The organism is Paenibacillus rhizoryzae (assembly GCF_059686995.1).
In genome coordinates this window covers 523,162-540,891 of record NZ_JCAALT010000002.1, presented here as the reverse complement: position 1 = coordinate 540,891, position 17,730 = coordinate 523,162, and the positions used below count along the sequence as shown (strand labels likewise).

Annotated in this window: 15 protein-coding genes and 1 pseudogene; 14 read left to right on the top strand and 2 right to left on the bottom strand. The window is 48.7% G+C overall.

Going from position 1 to position 17,730, the window contains the following annotated elements; translation table 11 throughout:
- Window position 1 precedes the first annotated feature (1 nt).
- The 9 genes from AC6ESO_RS07655 to ytxJ all read left to right on the top strand — a co-directional run bounded on the left by AC6ESO_RS07655 (window position 2) and on the right by ytxJ (window position 10,188).
- Complete coding sequence (locus tag AC6ESO_RS07655; RefSeq protein WP_497090854.1) at window positions 2-1,360, top strand: glycoside-pentoside-hexuronide (GPH):cation symporter; 1,359 nt, start codon at window positions 2-4, stop codon at window positions 1,358-1,360.
- Window positions 1,357-2,736 (top strand): glycoside-pentoside-hexuronide (GPH):cation symporter, encoded by a 1,380-nt coding sequence (locus tag AC6ESO_RS07650; protein ID WP_497090853.1) that lies wholly within the window; start codon window positions 1,357-1,359, stop codon window positions 2,734-2,736. Before AC6ESO_RS07655 ends, AC6ESO_RS07650 begins: the two co-directional genes overlap by 4 nt.
- Window positions 2,737-2,779: 43 nt before the next feature.
- Window positions 2,780-4,132: a glycoside hydrolase family 30 protein gene (locus AC6ESO_RS07645; RefSeq protein WP_497090852.1), complete on the top strand. Its 1,353-nt coding sequence runs from the start codon at window positions 2,780-2,782 to the stop codon at window positions 4,130-4,132.
- A gap of 172 nt (window positions 4,133-4,304) precedes the next feature.
- Window positions 4,305-5,999, top strand: coding sequence for a right-handed parallel beta-helix repeat-containing protein (locus AC6ESO_RS07640; RefSeq protein WP_497090851.1), 1,695 nt, complete (start codon window positions 4,305-4,307; stop codon window positions 5,997-5,999).
- 103 nt (window positions 6,000-6,102) lie between these two features.
- Window positions 6,103-6,582, top strand: a complete 480-nt coding sequence (locus AC6ESO_RS07635) for a GAF domain-containing protein (RefSeq protein ID WP_497090850.1) — start codon at window positions 6,103-6,105, stop codon at window positions 6,580-6,582.
- A 173-nt stretch (window positions 6,583-6,755) separates the two neighbouring features.
- On the top strand, window positions 6,756-7,196 hold the full coding sequence (locus tag AC6ESO_RS07630) for a MarR family winged helix-turn-helix transcriptional regulator (protein ID WP_497090849.1): 441 nt from the start codon (window positions 6,756-6,758) through the stop codon (window positions 7,194-7,196).
- 212 nt (window positions 7,197-7,408) lie between these two features.
- Window positions 7,409-8,587: an MFS transporter gene (locus AC6ESO_RS07625; RefSeq protein ID WP_497090848.1), complete on the top strand. Its 1,179-nt coding sequence runs from the start codon at window positions 7,409-7,411 to the stop codon at window positions 8,585-8,587.
- Between the two features lie 143 nt (window positions 8,588-8,730).
- Window positions 8,731-9,831: an alpha/beta fold hydrolase gene (locus AC6ESO_RS07620; protein WP_497090847.1), complete on the top strand. Its 1,101-nt coding sequence runs from the start codon at window positions 8,731-8,733 to the stop codon at window positions 9,829-9,831.
- Between the two features lie 18 nt (window positions 9,832-9,849).
- Window positions 9,850-10,188, top strand: coding sequence for a bacillithiol system redox-active protein YtxJ (ytxJ, locus tag AC6ESO_RS07615; protein WP_497090846.1), 339 nt, complete (start codon window positions 9,850-9,852; stop codon window positions 10,186-10,188).
- A gap of 661 nt (window positions 10,189-10,849) precedes the next feature.
- Here the strand turns inward: ytxJ and AC6ESO_RS07610 are convergent.
- Window positions 10,850-11,467, bottom strand: a complete 618-nt coding sequence (locus AC6ESO_RS07610) for a YjgB family protein (protein WP_497090845.1) — start codon at window positions 11,465-11,467, stop codon at window positions 10,850-10,852.
- A gap of 206 nt (window positions 11,468-11,673) precedes the next feature.
- On the opposite strand from AC6ESO_RS07610, the gene AC6ESO_RS07605 reads away from it, so the two are divergent.
- Together AC6ESO_RS07605 and AC6ESO_RS07600 are read left to right on the top strand one after the other, a co-directional pair.
- Entirely contained in the window at window positions 11,674-12,288 is a 615-nt protein-coding gene (locus AC6ESO_RS07605; protein ID WP_497090844.1) for a cysteine hydrolase family protein, read from the top strand.
- Between the two features lie 40 nt (window positions 12,289-12,328).
- A complete protein-coding gene (locus AC6ESO_RS07600) occupies window positions 12,329-13,654 on the top strand; it encodes an MFS transporter (RefSeq protein WP_497090843.1) in 1,326 nt (441 codons plus the stop codon).
- A 46-nt stretch (window positions 13,655-13,700) separates the two neighbouring features.
- Here AC6ESO_RS07600 and AC6ESO_RS07595 read toward each other — a convergent pair whose 3' ends face one another.
- Window positions 13,701-14,294, bottom strand: coding sequence for a TetR/AcrR family transcriptional regulator (locus AC6ESO_RS07595; protein ID WP_497090842.1), 594 nt, complete (start codon window positions 14,292-14,294; stop codon window positions 13,701-13,703).
- Window positions 14,295-14,521: 227 nt separating this feature from the next.
- On the opposite strand from AC6ESO_RS07595, the gene AC6ESO_RS07590 reads away from it, so the two are divergent.
- The 3 genes and pseudogenes from AC6ESO_RS07590 (at window position 14,522) to AC6ESO_RS07580 (ending at window position 17,686) form a co-directional block, all read left to right on the top strand.
- Complete coding sequence (locus AC6ESO_RS07590) at window positions 14,522-16,024, top strand: DHA2 family efflux MFS transporter permease subunit (protein ID WP_497090841.1); 1,503 nt, start codon at window positions 14,522-14,524, stop codon at window positions 16,022-16,024.
- A gap of 18 nt (window positions 16,025-16,042) precedes the next feature.
- Window positions 16,043-16,538 (top strand): annotated as a pseudogene (locus AC6ESO_RS07585) (SDR family oxidoreductase).
- 155 nt (window positions 16,539-16,693) lie between these two features.
- The gene (locus tag AC6ESO_RS07580; protein WP_497090840.1) at window positions 16,694-17,686 is read left to right on the top strand and encodes a 3'-5' exonuclease; all 993 of its coding nucleotides are present in this window, start codon (window positions 16,694-16,696) and stop codon (window positions 17,684-17,686) included.
- The last annotated feature ends 44 nt before the right edge of the window (window positions 17,687-17,730 follow it).

The window sequence follows — 17,730 nt, the reverse complement described above, 5'->3', positions numbered from 1 at the left end:
GATGGGAGCGGATATGCCGGGCAATCTTGATAAGCTAACCTTGAAAGAGAAGGTTTCGTACGGGATGGGCAGCTTAGGAAATAACATTATTTATGGCCTAATGAGCACCTACTTGGTTGTGTTTTATACGGACTATTTCGGGATATCCGTTGCGGCGATCGGCACGCTGTTCTTCATAGCCCGCATGTGGGATGCGATAAGCGACCCGATCATCGGCCATCTGGTGGACAACACGCAAACAAGGTGGGGACGATTTCGTCCATACCTGTTGTTCGGTCCCTTCGCTATGGGTGCCATCGTAATCTTATGCTTCTGGTCGCCGCAGCTGGCTCCGGAAGGTAAATTAGTTTGGGCTTACGCCACGTACATGATGTGGGGCATTTCCTTTGCTGCGATGGATATTCCGTACTGGTCCATGAGTGCCTCGCTGACGCAAAATCCGCAGGAACGAAGCAGTGTAGTCATGGTGCCGCGGACGCTTGCGGTCATCGGCATAATCGGCGTGAATGTGATTACGCTGCCTTTAGTGGATGCCTTTGGCGGGGGCGATGACCTGCAGGGCTGGCGGATGGTGGCTGCCGTCTTCGCCGCCGCAAGTATTGCGCTCACGCTCATAACCTTCTTCAATGTCAAAGAAAAGACGCAGCCCGGCCACAGGGGAAGAGTTACTTTAAAGCATGTAGGGGCATTGTTCAAAGCCAATAAGCCCTTACGGCTGCTCATTATTTCCATGCTGATCGGCGAAACGGTATTCGCGGTCAAATCGGTGCTCACCGTCTATTATCTCACTTACAATTACAAGGCCGAGTCGATGGTGCCTCTCTTTATGGGGTTGTATGCGATTGTTTCTGTTGCTGGCGCGATTTGTTCGCCTTGGCTTGCCCGCAGATTCGGGAAAAAGAAAGTCGCCATGTATGCCACCGCGATAACGAGCGCAGCTTCGATCGGCTTGTACTTCTCCGGTTATCATTCGATGGAATGGCTTCTGGTCTGGAATGTCATCGGCGGCTTTGCCGATGGTGCCGCAGATATCGTTCGGATGTCCATGCTCACCGATACGGTTGAGTTTGGCGAGTGGAAGACAGGCGTCAGGCAAGAGGGCATGGTCTTTTCCACGAATATTTTCAAAACGAAGGTTGCTTCCGCGATCGGCGGCTCAATCGGCGCATTTACGTTATCGATGATTGGCTATGTCCCCAATGTCGCTCAACGGGTATCGACCTTGAACGGCATTCATATCGCATTTACGGTTATTCCCGGGGCTATAGCGCTGCTCGCGCTTGTCCCATTGAGCCGGTACGATTTAACGGAAAATAAGTATCTGCGTGTATTATCCGAACTGAGTGGAAGACGAGCATGAGAGTCGACGTGGATCGGGGGATGAGAGCGGTGGGGGAAGATAAAACAAGCTTGGGATTTAAATGGCTGTACGGTCTGAATGCATATGGCAATGGACTGCTCGGCGGCTTCGTCTCCTCGTACATTATGATTTTCTTCAGTGATGTTGCACTCGTTCCGGTTGCCTTTGTGGGCACGCTTTTTTTTGCCGGCAAACTATTGAATATGTGCTTCGCACCGGTCATGGGCGTCATAATCGACCGTACAGAGACCCGCTGGGGCAAAATAAAACCCTATCTGCTATTTGGCACGATAGGCATTCCGCCGGTTGCCATCTTCATGTTTACGGATAGCGGCTATTCGGGAACGAGCCTGCTTGTGTACGTTTCAATCGTTTATGTGCTTTGGGGGCTGCTGAATACCGTGTTTGGCACAGCGATGGGCTCTGTTTTCCCTACGCTTACGCGCAATGTGGAAGAAAGGCAGAAGCTCTCCGTTATTCCCGCGATTGGCAGCGTGCTCGGAGATTTTACGACCGTGGGGGCTGTTCTGCCGCTGATTGCGGTTATTGCGGCTACTCAAGCTGAAGGCTACTTCCGGCTTGGACTTCTATTCGCCGCTTTATTCTTCATTAGCAATTTGTTCTTCATCAAAATGTTCAAGGAACGCAGCAAAGTAGAAGCGGTCGATCGCGTGAAGTTCGTAGATATTCTAAGAGCGGTATCGCGCAACGGTCAATTGCTCGTCATGCTCCTCACCTGTTTCTTCTTGAATGTAGGGACCTTTATTACGACAGGCACCGCGCTGTATTTCTTTAAGTACAACATGGGGAATGAAGGCATGTTTGCCACCTTCGGCATTACCGTTGGGTTATCGCAGGTAGCGATGATGATCGTATTTCCGAAATTAATGAAAAGGCTTTCAAAAAAAGCGGCTTTCCAATTGGCTGCGGCGATGTTAATTGCGGGATACACCCTCTTATTTCTAGCCAAAGATGTCGTCAGCACGCATTTCTATATCGTTTATATTGGCGGTATCCTGCTCTATTTGGCGCTTGGCCTCACAACAGCGATCGTACCGATATTTTACGCGGACATTATCGATTACGGGGAATGGAAGACGGGGGAGCGCAACAATTCGACGATCGTCTCCATTTCATCGCTGATCGGCAGCTTCAGTGACGCGACTAAGGAGCTTATTGTAGGCACGACACTGGCCGTAATCGGCTTTGTGCCCAATGTGGTGCAGTCGAAGCATACGCTCGATGGCATTGTTTTCTTGATGACCTGCATCCCGCTGATCGTCATTACGGTCTCACTAGTCATATTTACGATTTTCTACAAGCTTAATGACAGCTTTTATAATCGGATCTTGGTGGATTTGGAGCAGAAGAAATAGCTGCGTATCCTATAAACATTCTAACGAGAGATAAGGTGAGCGTATGGGGAAGCATCGTATTGAAATCAAACAGGCAGACAAGAAACAAAGGATGGAAGGCTTTGGCGCTTCCGGAGCATGGTGGGCGCAGCATACGGGCAGCTGGCAGGAGTCGGAGCTATCCAGATTACTGGAATTGCTTTATGATCCGAGCAAGGGCATCGGCCTGACAATCTATCGTCATAATATCGGAGCCGGCGACGGCGAGGAAATTGAGGATGTCTGGCGGCGTGCGGAAGGGTATGAAATTTCTGAGGGACAGTATGACTGGAGCAGAGATGCGCAAGCTGTAGCGGTGATGAAGCTGGCCGTTGAGAAGGGAGCCAAGCAAATTGTAGCGTTTGCTAACAGCCCGACGCCTAGAATGACGATAAGCGGGATGACCTCCGGCCATCAAGAAGGGAAGTCGAATTTCCGGGAAGGCATGGAAGCGCAGTTTGCTCGGTTCCTCGTTGACGTTGTGAAGCATCTGGTCGAAGACGAAGGTTTGCCTGTGGAATGGATTTCCCCGATTAATGAACCCATGTGGCTATGGAATGCGGAGAATGGACAAGAGGGCTGTCATTACACGCCTGAGGAATGTTTGCGTGTATACCGTGCTTTAGCCGACAAAATCCAAGAGCATAAGCTGCCTGTCCGTATATCCGCGATCGAAGCGGGAGAGTGGAGCAGCGCAAGGATGTACTATTACAAGCTGGCTGAGGACAAGGCGCTTATGAGCCAAATCGGCAATATTGCCGTGCATTCCTATGTTCCGCAGGTTTCCAACCCCGTGTATAAAGAAGAGTTTGCCGAGCTTATTCGCCGAGAGCAGCCGAACCTTAGCGTTTGGATGTCGGAGTGGACGGAAATGGAGGGCGGGGCGGACTATGGCATGGAATCAGCCTTGAATCTAGCCAATCTAGTCCATGAAGATCTAACCATTGGCGGCGTGACTTCGTGGCAATATTGGATCGCCGTGTCCAAATACGACTTCCGCGATGGATTGGTTTACGTGGATGAAGCAGAAGGCCGGATTCGGGATACGAAACGATTGTGGGCACTCGGAAATTATAGTAAATTCATCCGGCCGGGCGATGTAAGAAACGAGGCGCATACCGATCATTCGGAGCTTAAAGTTACCGCGTTTACCGATAACGGCGGAGAGCATGTAACGCTTGTTGTCGTCAACAACAGTAAGGAGAATCTCACTTCCGGGATTGATATCGGCACAGATGCGAGTGGAACGACGGCCGACATTTACGAAACATCGGCGGATTGCAGCCTGGAACGCGTTTATGCCGGGTTACTGCCAGACGAGTGGTCATTTAAAGCCGAAAGCGTGACTACGGTCGTGGTGAGGACGAGCGAAGAATAAGTTGAAACGCAAGAAGTACGGTTGACGCTAAAGGAGACGCAGGGAGAGGAGTTCTTTCTCTGCGTCTCCTTTTTTTCACGATGAGGGCAGGAGAAGGGACGTTCAGGAACGAAGGTTACGGTTGGTTGCATGAATAAGCCAAGCTCTCTAAATCTTATCGAGGTGACTACTGATGGAGAAGATACTGCATATTGAGGAATTTGGGGTTAAATCCGATCTCGGCATGGATGCCGTGCCGGCCTTTCGGCGAGCCTTAGAGAAGGCGAGAGCATACGATGGTCCCGTAACGATAGCGGTCGCGAAAGGCCGATATGATTTCTATCCCGAGCATGCGGCGAAGGTTCCTTATTATATTACCAACACGGCGAGCGAAGCCGAGAATCCGGATGTAACCAAGACAATCGGTCTGTGGTTCAAAGAGCTGAATAAGATTACGCTCGACGGCAACGGTTCGCTCTTTGTTTTTCATGGGAAAATGACGCCGCTTGTCATCGACAGCTGCGAACACATTCATATTCGGAATCTCTCCTGCGATTTCGAGCGAGCGACCATGTCGGAGATGGAAGTCGAGGCAGTAGGCCCGCGGCATCTGGATGTTCGCGTTAAGCGCGACTCCTGGTATGAGCTCGAACACGAGAAGCTGTTCTGGGTCGGGGAAGGCTGGCGGTACCAAGACGGGCCGGCAGCGCAATATGATCCGGCGAACAACACAATCAGGCGAATTCCGCATCCCGTCATGGAGGCGGTGAAGGTGGAAGAGCTGGAACCGAAGCGCTTGCGTTTGCATTATGCGAAGGAGGTGCCGGAGACGAAAGTGGGGAACGTCTTCCAGCTTCGCGATGGCATTCGCGATCAAGTCGGCGCTTTCGTGGTTCATAGCCGGGATGTGGCTTGGTCCAAGGTCGGCATGCATTACATGCATGGTTTGGGCATCGTATGCCAGTTCAGCGAAAATGTTTCATTCGACGGGATGAGCATGAAACCCCGAGCCGACTCCGGCCGGACTTGTGCAGGTTTTGCGGACTTGATTCATGTATCGGGATGCCGCGGGCTCATTCAAATCGAGAACAGTGATTTTGAAGGGGCGCATGACGATGCGATTAACGTGCATGGAACCCATTTGCGAATTGTGGATCGTCCAGCCGAGAATCAAGTTGTCGTCCGGTTCATGCATGGGCAAAGCTACGGATTCGAGCCGTTCTTTGCCGGTGATGAGGTGGATTTCATTCGATCGCGTTCGTTAATCGCGTATTCCAGCCACACCCTTGCAGCGGTCGGGCGGATTGATGCCAGAGACTGGCTGCTCACCTTAGAACAACCGATGCCTGATTCAATCGAGGAGCACGATGTTGTGGAGAACGCCACATGGACACCGCAGGTCAGCATTCGCAACAATCGTTTCGCTCGCATTCCGACAAGAGGGATACTGATCACGACAAGGCGGAAGGCCGTCATTGCGAATAACCGCTTTGAGCGAACGGGCATGAGCGGCATCCTTATCGCTGACGACGCCGAAAGCTGGTTCGAGTCCGGCATGGTTCGAGACGTTACGATCCGATCGAATCGGTTCATCGCTTGCGGCGATGGGGAGCACCCTGTCATTCATGTTGCGCCCGAGAATCAAGAGATTCGGGACGAACAGCCGGTACATCGGCAAATCCGCATCGAAGATAATGTATTCGAAATGCCAGCCGGCGATATTTTGCATGCCAAGAGTACTTCGGGCTTACAGGTGCTGAATAATGAGATTGCCGTGCCTGCACCCGGGGGGATAGAGACGGCCGAAGAAGCTGTTCGGCTGCTGGCCTGCAATGATGTGACAATCAGTGGCAATCGGATCCGGATTTGCTCCGGTGGATGTCAATAATTAATACTTAATGAACAAACGCGGCAATGTTATACTGAAAATAAATATAGCAAATAGCCCTCTTTAATGAAGAAGAGTCCAAGGCGATAAAGGAGTAAGAGTTATGTTTCATACAGAAGAATATAACGGTTCGCGCGAAAATAATTATGAAATGTTAATCCGCCAATTACATGCATTGCTGGACGGAGAACAGGATCAGATTGCGAACTTATCCAATAGTGCTTCGTTGCTCAATCAATTTCTGGACACGATAAATTGGGTAGGATTTTATCTATATAAGGATAACGAGCTTGTGCTAGGTCCCTTCCAAGGGTTGCCTGCCTGCGTGCGAATCCCGTTATCTCGCGGAGTATGCGGGAAAGCGGCCAGTGACAAGGCAACGGTCCGAGTAGCCAATGTCCATGAGTTTCCCGGGCATATCGCATGCGATGCGGCTTCCCAATCGGAGATTGTCATTCCAATCATGAAGAACGGTGAGTTGTTAGGCGTTCTCGATATCGATAGTCCGATCATTGAGCGTTTTGACGAGCTGGATCAGCAGTACTTAGAGGAGTTTGTTGAAGCGTTGGTTTCCCATCTGTAAGAGGTTCGATTGAAGTCCGCGGTCAAGTCCGCGGGCTTTTTTTATTGTGCGGGATTTAGCAGCTTTTTGTAACAATTTGAAGTGGACTATATTCTTCCTCTTGCAATTAGGGGAATATGAGACTAAAATCGGTTTATGCGATGAAGCAACAATGTTTGGAGGAGCGCGGCGAGATGATGATGACCAATATGGACCTCTGCAACTGTACGAAGCTAAGACGCGCAGCTCGTCATATTACGCGGTTCTATGATACTTGCTTATCAGAGGCCGGGTCAGGGCTGCGAGCTACGCAATACGGTATCTTAGGTTATCTAAAGAACCGTGGGGCGCAGACGATGAATGAACTCGCTGAGCTGATGACGATGGATCGGGCTACGATTGGACATAATTTACGCCCGCTGGAACGTGACGGTTTGGTTCGTATAGAGGTAAGCGAACGCGATCGGCGTGCCAGAATCGTGACCATTACGGAAGAAGGCCAGAACCGTATGGAAATCGGACGAGTGGGATGGGAACGAGCTCAGGCCGAATTCGAAGAGAAATTTGGCGCTGAACATTCAAAGTTAATGAGAAATATGATGGATGATGTCGTTGGTGTCAGCTTGCATGCATGACGGATGGTTGTCGGATTATCGACGGTAATGTAGGATCTGTCATTATCGTCGATTCCATGTATGTTTACTTGGGGAGTATCGCTTGGCCAATCCATTGCGTTAAATAGGGGCATATGAGACTAGAATTCATTAAATGACTCTGAGTTCCTTGCAATAATCAGGCCATACTGAGCAAACTAATTATGTTTATTAAAGGAGAGAGGAAAGGTTTTATGATAAAAATGCTTTGGGTTGTTCTGATTATGTCCTGCGGGGCCACGTTTATTTCGTCCTTATTCCCTTTGTATGGAGAGCACTATAAGCTCAGCAGTCTGGAAATCACGATATTGTTTGCCGTTTATGCCGCTGTCTTACTGCCGACCTTACTTGTCGTAGGAGCGAGAGGGAATGCTTGGGGACTGAAACGAGTCCTCCGGTACAGTATTTGGATATCAATCGCGTCAACATTGCTATTTAGTATTAGTTCTGACAGTTGGATGCTGTATGCTGCAAGGATTTTGGAAGGCGTCGCATATGGTGCTTTTACGGGTGCGGCCAGTGCATTTCTAATCAAACAAACCGCTAAAGAAAAGGTGGGCACAGCACTCAAGTTATCTGGGGCAGTGGTGAACATTGGTTTTGGATTAGGCCCGGCGACTTCGGGTTTAATCGTACAATACTTGCATATTCAGCCGCTTCGTTTACCGTTTTGGATTTTGCTCGTTATGTTGTTCAGCTCCTTGATTGCGCTGGAATTGTTGCCCAAACACGAGGACCTGGAAGCGAAGAAGCAAGCTAAAGCAAAGATTTCACTCGGTGTACCTGACAATATTCGCGCTCACTTCTGGTCTTTTATCGGAATTCCGATCTTTACCGTGTTTACTTTAGGCGGCGTTGTGCTTTCCCTTATCCCATCCTTCGTTAAGCATGTTATTCACACGAACAATCTGTCTATTTCAGGATTGTTAATCTTAGCGCTTCTAGGTGGCGGAGCGCTGATGCAGTTCTTCCCTTGGCCGCGCAATCCCGTTACACGGATGCGGCTCGCGATCTTATCCCTTGCCATTGGCTCGTGGATGATCGTTTTCTCCGGCCAGGCGGAAAGTTTGTTTTTACTCTGGGCCGGCATTCTCATTCAAGGAATTGGTGCTGGATGGACATTTCAGGTTGCTTTACGGTTTGCGGGACAATTGCCGAAGCCGGAAGAACGTCCGCGAGTTATTTCAGCCTTTTATCTATGCGCGTATTTCGGATTTATTGTCCCGCCGGTTGCTGTCGGCATACTGACTCAATTTTTTAATCTGAACGTATCGCTGGTTATCTTTAATCTGTTTGCTGCACTAATCGTGATTTATGTCTTGATGTATTCCGTAACGTTTAATCGTTATTTCACTAAACTCACAGCACAATAAATTGGAGCAGTCAAAGGCACGTCCGCTGTAATAACCGCGGCGCATCTGTCCCATAATAATGGCTTGAATGGCGTGCGGCTGGATGGCTGCAAAGACTTCAATACAATAGCCATCTACAGATGCGCTTATGCGGAGGAATCGTAATGTTCAGAAGACATGCTAAAGGGTTTGGATTGTTGGCTATGGCATTGATGATGGCGCTGTTTCTTTCAGCATTCACAGGCAATGATCATCGGAGCGAAGCGGCTTCGAGATCAATCGCAGCAACGGTTCCGGATATACAGCTTGCCATGGTTTCGACTATGGAACATCCCGCTGAACCCGAAATGGACAGAAAGAAATTCTCCGATCAGGAGCTTATTAAGAAGTTTCCCGGATTCAAGAACGGATACAAAAAGGTAAATGGCGTCACGCTTCATTATGTTGAAGGCGGTAAGGGGAAACCGCTATTCCTTCTTCCCGGCTGGCCGCAGAACTGGTACGCGTATCACAAAATTATGCCGGAGCTCGCGAAGAAGTATCATGTGTATGTGGTCGAATATCGCGGAATGGGAAGTTCCGACAAGCCGCAAACCGGCTATGACAAGAAGACCATGTCTTCCGATATTTATGCTTTGGTTAAAGAGCTGGGTTATGACAAGGTTCACATGGCAGGACACGATATTGGGGCACAGGTTGCTTATGCCTACGCAGCGCAGTACCCAGAGGCTGCGTCAAAATTAGTCATGATGGATGTGCCGCATCCATTCGAAGGATTTCTGAACCTGCCACTCCTGGCACCGCCTGGAGTATATGACATGAGCAATACTGAACGTCCTATTTACCCGTGGTGGTTTGCGCTCAATTCCGTGCCGGAATTGCCGGAGCAGCTGCTGCAAGGAAAGCAAATGAGCATTTTTCAAGATTGGGTCTTTCATTACTTGGCTTATGGCAAACCTCCGATGACGCAAGAGACGAAAGATATTTATTATGCGGCATATTCAAGTCCTGACGCCATACGAGCAAGTAATGGTTGGTACAGAACGTTTAGACAAGATATCGATGATTTGAAAACCTATAAGAAGCTGTCCGTCCCTGTACTTGGTATTGGTGGTTGGGATTCCACTGCCCATACACTGGAAGCATTTCTGAAACAATATGCAACTGATATGAGAATGGTCAAAATCAATAAAGCGGGACACTGGATCGCAGAGCAGAGCCCGCAAGAAACCGTGAAGCTGCTAACTGAGTTTTTCGGTACTTAAGGGAGGAGAGGAATTCAAATGGATTGGAAAGAAATTACGACGCTTGAAGAGTGGAACAACATGCTTGCGAGGTCATCCGAGCGAGGACAGGTTATTCTGAAACACAGCACGACATGCCCGGTTAGCGCCAACGCGCTTCAGGAATATGAGAATTACTTGAAGGGCAGCCCGAATCAAGATGCGGATTACATGCTAGTCAAAGTGATCGAATCCCGTCCTGTTTCCAATCAGATTGCCGAAGATTTGAATGTGAAACACGAATCACCGCAGCTGATTGTCATTAAGGATAAGGCCAAGTACTGGTCTGCCACCCACTGGGCGGTTACCAAAGCTCATCTTACAGCGGTGCTGGACTAACCTGTTGCGATAGATAGTCGGAACAACCTTTCCTCATAATCGGGGTAAGGTTGTTTTTTTGTCTGTATAGTGCAAATGGAAATTCTATTTCTTCAACGACAGTTTGACCTAAAGGAGTTATCATTTAAGAAAGCGCTATCATTCACTTAAATGAGGAGGCCGACATCGTGTCTGCTAAGAAAAGAGATTATAGCCTGACAGGTCCGGAAAACCTACGAGCACAAGAAAGAGGGTTGGCATCGGCTGATTGGTATCGAAGTCCGATTTCTCGTCAGCGTCTAAAAGAACTTATGAAGCGTAAGGATGGCCCCGCTATTCGCGATACGTTCATCATGTTTGCGTGGTTTATAGGTACAGGGATTCTAGCCTATTATTCCTGGGGGACCTGGTGGGCAATACCCGTCTTATCATGCGCTGCCAGCCCTGCATGAAGAGCTGAAGTTCGATTACCCGGCTCCGAGCCCGAGTTTATGGGCAGCTCTCAAAGAGGTGATTGCAGCCTTGATGAAGCAGAAGCAGAATCCTCATTATGTAGTGGATCGACCGCTGCCGGCTACCGCTAATCCGTATTATTATGGCGAGCATGATAGAGCGCAAAGACTAAGCTAGAAGAAAGAAACCGTCCGGGTTCCCGAACGGTTTCTTCATTTCTTAACGCGTATTATTTATTCGCTTTAGCCGCGTAAACGTTGATGTGGTCGATATGGGCTACTTTACCTTTTACTACCTTGCTTGGGCCGACGAATTTCAATTCATATGCGGCAGCAGGGTGGTAGACGTAAATTTTGTCCGTGCCGGAGTAGCGGACTTCTTTAGGCATACCGAGCGTTTTGATAACGGCCGCGAACGTCAGTGACTTAACGCCAACGGTTTGATCAATGGACTGCCCGAAATTACGCAAATCGTAAATGACGCCGGATTTGTTAATACCGAAACCGTAAGCGCCTTGTCCCATGCCGAAATTGTACAATTCGTAATGGTTGCCCTTCAAGTCGCCGCCAACTTCCGGTTCGCCCCATTTGTAGTGGACAGCGGAGATTGGCGTTTTGCCTGCGATTGCGTTCAGTCCGGGAATTTTGCCTTCTTTTGCAAGACTGTAGATGGTCTTGATATACGTGCTGCCTTGCTGTGCTTTAATGCTGCTGGTATCCACTTTCGCCGCCGCTGCATGTACATCCGAGTGGGAGATGGCTGCCATAGAGCCTACTGCGATCAATCCGGCTAGAGCTAATTTGCTTCCTATTTTCAACGATGAGTTCGTTTTTGTATTCTTCAACATGATGTATACACCTCTTCTTTTTATTGGAGATTAGGACGACGACAACAAGTTAACAACTTGGCTTACAACTACATAATAACGAGCCCAGCATCGTAATGAATGACAGAACGGTAACGAAAAAGTAACAACAAAGTTACGATTCGTTGTTTCGGTTCATCTCGACTTTTATGGGGGAAACTGAACATACGGAAGGGAGTAGGTATTAAATGACTAAAACGTATGACAAAACAACAACAGGACTTCTTCTGGTGGATCCGTACAATGATTTCTTGGCACCGGAAGGGAAGATCTATCCGCGAACGCAAGAAGTAAGCGAAGCGGTAAACTTACTCGACCATCTCAGAGAAATTGTTGCGGCCGTTCGAAAGGCGGGCATTCGGGTTTTTTTCGTTCCTCATCACCGAGCGGAACCCGATGATTACGAAACATGGAATCATCCGACTCCCTATCAGCTCCGGGCTAAAGAAAGACAGTCTTTTGCAAAAGGCTCATGGGGCGGGGAATTTCATGCGGATTTTCAACCTCAGCATGGCGATATCATGATCAAAGAGCATTGGGGCAGCAGCGGATTTGCCAACACGGATCTCGATCATCAACTCAAAATGCATGGTTTACAAAAAGTAATCCTTATCGGTATGATAGCAAATACGTGCATCGAAGCGACCGGACGTTTCGCCATGGAGCTTGGCTACCATGTGACCCTTGTGAAAGATGCCACATCAGCTTTCACTAAAGAAGCGATGCATGCGGCGCATGAAATCAATGGCCCAACGTTCGCGCATGCCATTCTAACAACAGATGAACTCCTTGCTGTATTGTAAGAAGCTTGCACGGAAAGCTTAAGAGTAGGAAGGTACCAACATGAATGACAAAATCGTAATGCCGGTCTGGACGTTCGGTCTGTTCATCGTTGTGATGAATACGACGATGTTTAACGTGTCCATTCCGAGTATCATTCAAGATATTGGCGTTTCGGCGGTGCTTGGATCGTGGATTGTTTCAAGCTATTCGATCGGATATGCCTTATCAACGGTAATTTACAGCAGACTCTCCGACGTGCTGCCAATTCGAAGATTGGTGGCCGTCGGACTCTCGATTCTAGGCCTTTCTTCTATTATCGGGATTCTGGCGACGAACTTCGAAACGCTCCTGCTCGCACGTATCGCGCAGTCGGCCGGTTCCGGTGCGATGGCGGGACTTGGCCTCGTTCTCGCCAGCCGGTATATCCCTTATGAGAGACGCGGCAGAACGATATCGATGATATCGGCGGGCTCAGCAATGGCATTCGGACTTGGTCCGATTGTTGGCGGGCTGATCAGCGAGTACATCGGCTGGAACGGATTATTCGGCGTCACTTGTATCGTTCTTATCCTGCTTCCGATCCTGCTGCGCCTGCTTCCCAAAGAAGAGCCAAAGCCGTTTCGCTTCGACTTAATCGGAGCTGTCTTAACCGTCGTCAATGCTGCGGCACTGCTGATTGCCGTTACGCAGCGCTCATTCATTTGGTTCATTGCCGCCTTGTTGTCGATCATCGCTCACGCCTGGCATCTCAAACAAGGGAAAGAAACGTTCATCAATCCGCAGCTCTTATCGAAGCCGGCATACTTGAAGCTGCTTGTTGTCGGTTTCAGCATCTTGGTTATGAACCTCGGCAACTTGTTTCTGATGCCGCTGGCCCTTGCGAATCTATTCGACAAATCACCGCTGGTTATAGGCTTCACGATTGCTCCGGGAGCGGTGTTATCCGCCTTTCTGACGCGCTTTATCGGACGATGGATTGATCAATACGGCAATGTACGGTTCCTGATCCTGGGGCACGGCCTGCTGGCATCCGTGATGATCCTGTTTAAGGAAGAGCTCGGCGCATCGCCGCTGATCATCCTGATCGGGTACCTGTTCTTCTCACCTGCGGCATCCGCTACATTGGCATCGTTAAACAATGAAACGTCTCGCATTTTACCGCCCGAGCTGATCGGCTCGGGTATGGGACTTATGCAGCTCATCCAGTTTTTAGGCGGCTCGTTGTCAGTTGCGGTTTGCGGTATGCTGCTTGAATTTCACAAGAAATATTCACTCCTGCACGCTTATGAATATGTGTACGGCGTTCTAATTGCCGTTAGCATTTGCTCGTTATGCATGCTGCTCTGGTACTCGCTATCCGGTAAGCGAAAGGCATTGCCTGCTTAGAAGAAGCGGCGGACAAAGGTTACTACAACCTTGTCCGCCGTTTTTGTTATGTAGGGGTAGGATTCTGATGTAACCGGAACAGCAGGGAGAGCTGCTTAGCGAGATAAAGCGGCGTATAGGGCATATCATTGCGAAGCCAGCACACGATTGTGCCGATGAATGCGGAGGAGCCATACCAAATGGCAATGTCATTTGGAACGTTCAGCGTCGGTACGGACGAGGATGCTCGGTTCTCCGCACGCTTACTGATGATTTCAACCATCAGATTCATAAGGCGGTCGGTGAAAATGGATATTCGTTCGGAAGCAAGCAGCACCGTGTAAAATTTCGAATTTGCCGCGATATGTTCAAGAATCCGAAGCAATATGGTCCAATCCACCTCAACCTGAGGTTTCTCCGGCACTTCTTTTAAGATCAAATGAATTTCATGAATCATGTCATCGGCCATCTTATCCATCAGATCGGGAATATCCCGGTAATGAAGATAGAAGGTGACACGACTGATCGTGGAGCGTTCGGCAATCCGATTGACGGTTATTTTCTCAAGCTCATGTTCTTGAAGCAGGTCGATGAATGCATCCCGGATCAATTGGCGCGTTCGAAGTACGCGCGGATCCGTTCGTGTTGATTTTACCGGCAAGAGTTCAACTCCTTTTTCGACCATCTTGTTCACGACAATTAGGACCTCTTCGTAAAAGATGTTTCGTTTAGGCGACACAATCGGCGTATTCGTAAACTAATTAACATTTCTCGAAAAGCTGTTGCTTGTGATCGTGTAGTGCGGTGCTTATAATCTTACATTAGGTACATTATACAACAGTGTGTAAATTAGTTCAGAAAAGAATTTTGAAGGGGGTTGAGCAATCTATGAGTCATTCTTCAGGCCTTGAGATTAGTTCCATAAAGAAAGGTCCGCTATTGTTTGTTATGATTCTCGGGGCGTTCATCGCGGTCTTGAATCAGACCATCATGAGCGTTGCACTGCCGGAGCTGATGATCGATTTTGACATTGCGGCATCTACCGCGCAATGGCTGACTACCGGTTATATGTTAGTGAACGGCGTTCTGATTCCGATCACAGCTTATCTCATGCAGCGGTTTACGACGCGTGAGCTGTTCCAGACGGCAATGATTATTTTTCTCGGGGGTACGATCGTTTCGGCAGTAGCGCCTAACTTCGATGTTTTGCTTGCAGGCCGTTTGATCCAGGCTGCCGGTGCCGGAATTATTATGCCGCTTCTTATGACCGTAATCCTGACGGTTTTCCCTCCTGACAAACGGGGAGCAGCAATGGGGATGGTCGGTTTCGCTATTATTTTCGCTCCTGCAATCGGGCCGACATTAGCCGGTTATGTGATGGAGCATTTCTCATGGCGCACGATGTTTTATGGCATGATTCCACTCGCAGTAATCGTAGTCGCAGTCGCTTTTGTTTTCTTGAAAAATGTAGCTGAACGACAGTTTCCTAAAATCGATCTATGGAGCGTGCTTCTCTCCACGGTCGGATTTGGTGCCGTACTTTACGGCTTCAGCAGCGCAGGAAGTAAAGGGTGGTCAAGCACGGAAGTTATTCTTTCGATCGTTGTTGGCGTGATCGCGTTGATTCTGTTCACATGGAAACAGCTGGTCTCCAAGGAACCGCTTCTTGAACTTCGGACGTTCAAATATAGTATGTTCTCACTGACGACCATTATTAATATTGCGGTTACGATGGTGATGTATGCGGATATGATGCTGCTACCATTGTATTTGCAAAATGCACGTGGTTACACAGCGCTGGAGTCCGGTTTGCTAATGCTGCCAGGTGCGCTTCTGATGGGAGTTATGATGCCGATCACAGGCAGACTGTTCGACAAATTTGGTGCGAAGTGGCTGTCCATTGTCGGGATGGCGATTACGATCGCAACCACAATTGGCTTCGTGAATCTGACGGATTCAACCAGCTATGCGTATCTGGTTCTGATGTCCACAGGAAGACGTTTCGGTATGGCGATGTTCCTCATGCCGATTACTACAGCCGGTTTGAACCAATTGCCTGCCAGACTCAATGCGCATGGTACTGCCATCTCCAATACGATTAAGCAAGTAGCTGGCGCAATCGGTACATCCTTGCTGGTTACCGTTATGACGACCAGAACGAAGACTCATTTGCAGGATATGATGGCTGCCGGCGGAGATGCTACACAGGAGCATATGATCATGGAGTCGTCCATTCAAGGAATTAACGATGCGTATCTAGTCATTATTGGCATTGGCGTTATTGGACTTTTGCTATCTTTCTTCATTAAACGTACAGGTCAGGCTGTCGAAGAGAAGGCAGCAGCAGGAATTCATTTAGAACCTAAACCAGTTACTGTATCTAATCGATAACAAAGGAGCAAATCATCCATGAAACTACAAAATCAAGTAGCCGTTGTCACTGGAGCAGCATCCGGAATGGGGAAAGCAATCGCCGAATTGTACGCAAAGGAAGGCGCGAAGGTGATTGTCGCCGACCTTAACCTTGAAGGCGCGGAGCAAGTTGCTCAAGAGATCGTTAGTAACTTCTACCGGCGGCTATAATGGCGGACACGCAGGAGCGATCTATACGGCTTCTAAGCACGCGGTTGTCGGCTTGACCAAGAATACAGGCTTTATGTATGCGAAACAAGGGATTCGTTGCAATGCGATCGCGCCGGGAGCGGTTATTACGAACATCGCATCTTCGATGAAGAACATCAATGAGTTCGGCCTCAGCCGTTCTCAGGCAGTGCAAGGATTGATTCCGCGTGCGGGTTCGGCTGAAGAAATTGCTAAGGTTGCTTTGTTCTTGGCTTCCGATGATTCGAGTTTCTTGAACGGAACGGTTGTTACAGCAGATGCCGGATGGACTTCCGCATTCTAAGCGATCTTCTCCAACTATAGAGTAACGCTTATGAAAAGAAGTAGTTTCCTCAAAAAAAGGAGGAGGCTGCTTCTTTTTTGCCTTATAATAAGGACAACCGTATGAGATGAAGTCACTAGCGGCAGAATCAGTTTATAAATCGGCGGGTGATTGTGATGAACAGGACCATTATTCTAGCTGCGAAGCTCTATGAACATAATTCCGAGACGCGTTTGATGTTTTATTGCTGCATTCCCGGAGTCAAAGAGGGCTATATGGCGCTCAACGTGGGGGAAGGCAGGGCGGATTATGGATTTTGGAGCGGGCTTCATAAAGTCATTGGCTTGCTGCATCGCACATACCGGAGCTATGGGATTCAGCTTGCCGTTTCAAAGTCGGCTCTTTCCTTGCACGGTTTAGCAAATAAGGAACAGGTCTCCGGCATGCTGGATGAGTTTGTTTCGTATGCTCCAACTAGCTGCGATCCCTATACCGACCGGCTTGATCTGCTCCATGGCATTAGCATTGTCGATCAGATAAAGCCAGGCGTGCTCAAGGGCTATCCGGTAGCAGCGATCGCTGCAGCACAGTTGAATCCTCCGGTTGTAGTGAAGGAGAAAGCCAAGAAATATGATTACTACACGGAGCTTACGATGCCCGAAGAAGGTGTTGTGCTGGACTTTGAGACCACTTCGCCTATCGTGGAGTATGCCAAAATCATTGAAATCAGCGCTTTGAAATTTAAGAACGGTCAAGTCATTGATCGATTCCAAACACTGGTGAATCCCAAGCTGAAGCTTCCCAAACAAATAAGGGAGCTTACGGGCATTACCGATGAAGATGTTGCCGATATGCCAACTTCCTTTCAAGCCGTGAAACAATTGAACAAATTTCTCGCGGGTACTCCGGTGCTCGTCGGTCATAATGTGCAGTATGATTATCGCGTGTTGAAGGCGATCTGTGATAGAGCTAATATTCGAGTATGGAAAGGCAAGCTGTTATGCACGATTAAGCAGGCAAGGCAGTTAAAGCTTCCCGTTGAGAGCTATGATTTATCAACCCTTTGCGAACGTTTCGGCATTCAAAACGAACGGCCGCATCGCGCATGGGCGGATACGAAAGCAACGTTCGAGCTTATGAAGTGCATCTATCAATCCCACCTTGTTTAATGAAGAAACCTCGATGCCGTGAATAGGGCATTGAGGTTTTTTGT